The following is a 632-nucleotide window of genomic DNA, read 5'->3' on the forward strand; positions in this document are numbered from 1 at the left end:
GGAGGCGCTCAAAGGTTCTCTCAGTACGGTCGGAAATCGTACGTAGAGTGTAAAGGCAAAAGAGAGCTTGATTGCAAGACATACAGGTCGAGCAAGGATGAAAATCGGACTTAGTGATCCGGTGGTTCTGCGTGGAAGGGCCATCGCTCAACGGATAAAAGCTACCCTGGGGATAACAGGCTTATCTCCCCCAAGAGTCCACATCGACGGGGAGGTTTGGCACCTCGATGTCGGCTCATCACATCCTGGGGCTGTAGTAGGTCCCAAGGGTTGGGCTGTTCGCCCATTAAAGTGGTACGCGAGCTGGGTTCAGAACGTCGTGAGACAGTTCGGTCCCTATCCGTCGCAGGCGTAGGAAATTTGAGAAGACCTGTCCTTAGTACGAGAGGACCGGGATGGACGTACCTCTGGTGTACCAGTTGTTCTGCCAAGGGCATGGCTGGGTAGCTATGTACGGAATGGATAAGCGCTGAAAGCATCTAAGCGCGAAGCCAACTTCAAGATAAGATTTCCCACCGCAAGGGTAAGACCCCAGAAAGACTATCTGGTTGATAGGTCGAAGGTGTAAGTGCAGCAATGTATTTAGCTTATCGATACTAATAGGTCGAGGACTTGACCAAATTATTTGATGT

The 632-nt window shown here is 50.8% G+C and carries 1 rRNA gene; it reads left to right on the forward strand.

The window, feature by feature from the left end:
• A 23S ribosomal RNA gene (locus KGF38_RS19960) occupies positions 1-620 on the forward strand; the annotation flags it as partial.
• Between the last annotated feature and the right edge of the window lie 12 nt (positions 621-632).

The sequence above is a fragment of the Clostridioides sp. ZZV14-6387 genome, assembly GCF_020657835.1.
GTDB lineage: Bacteria > Bacillota > Clostridia > Peptostreptococcales > Peptostreptococcaceae > Clostridioides > Clostridioides difficile_A.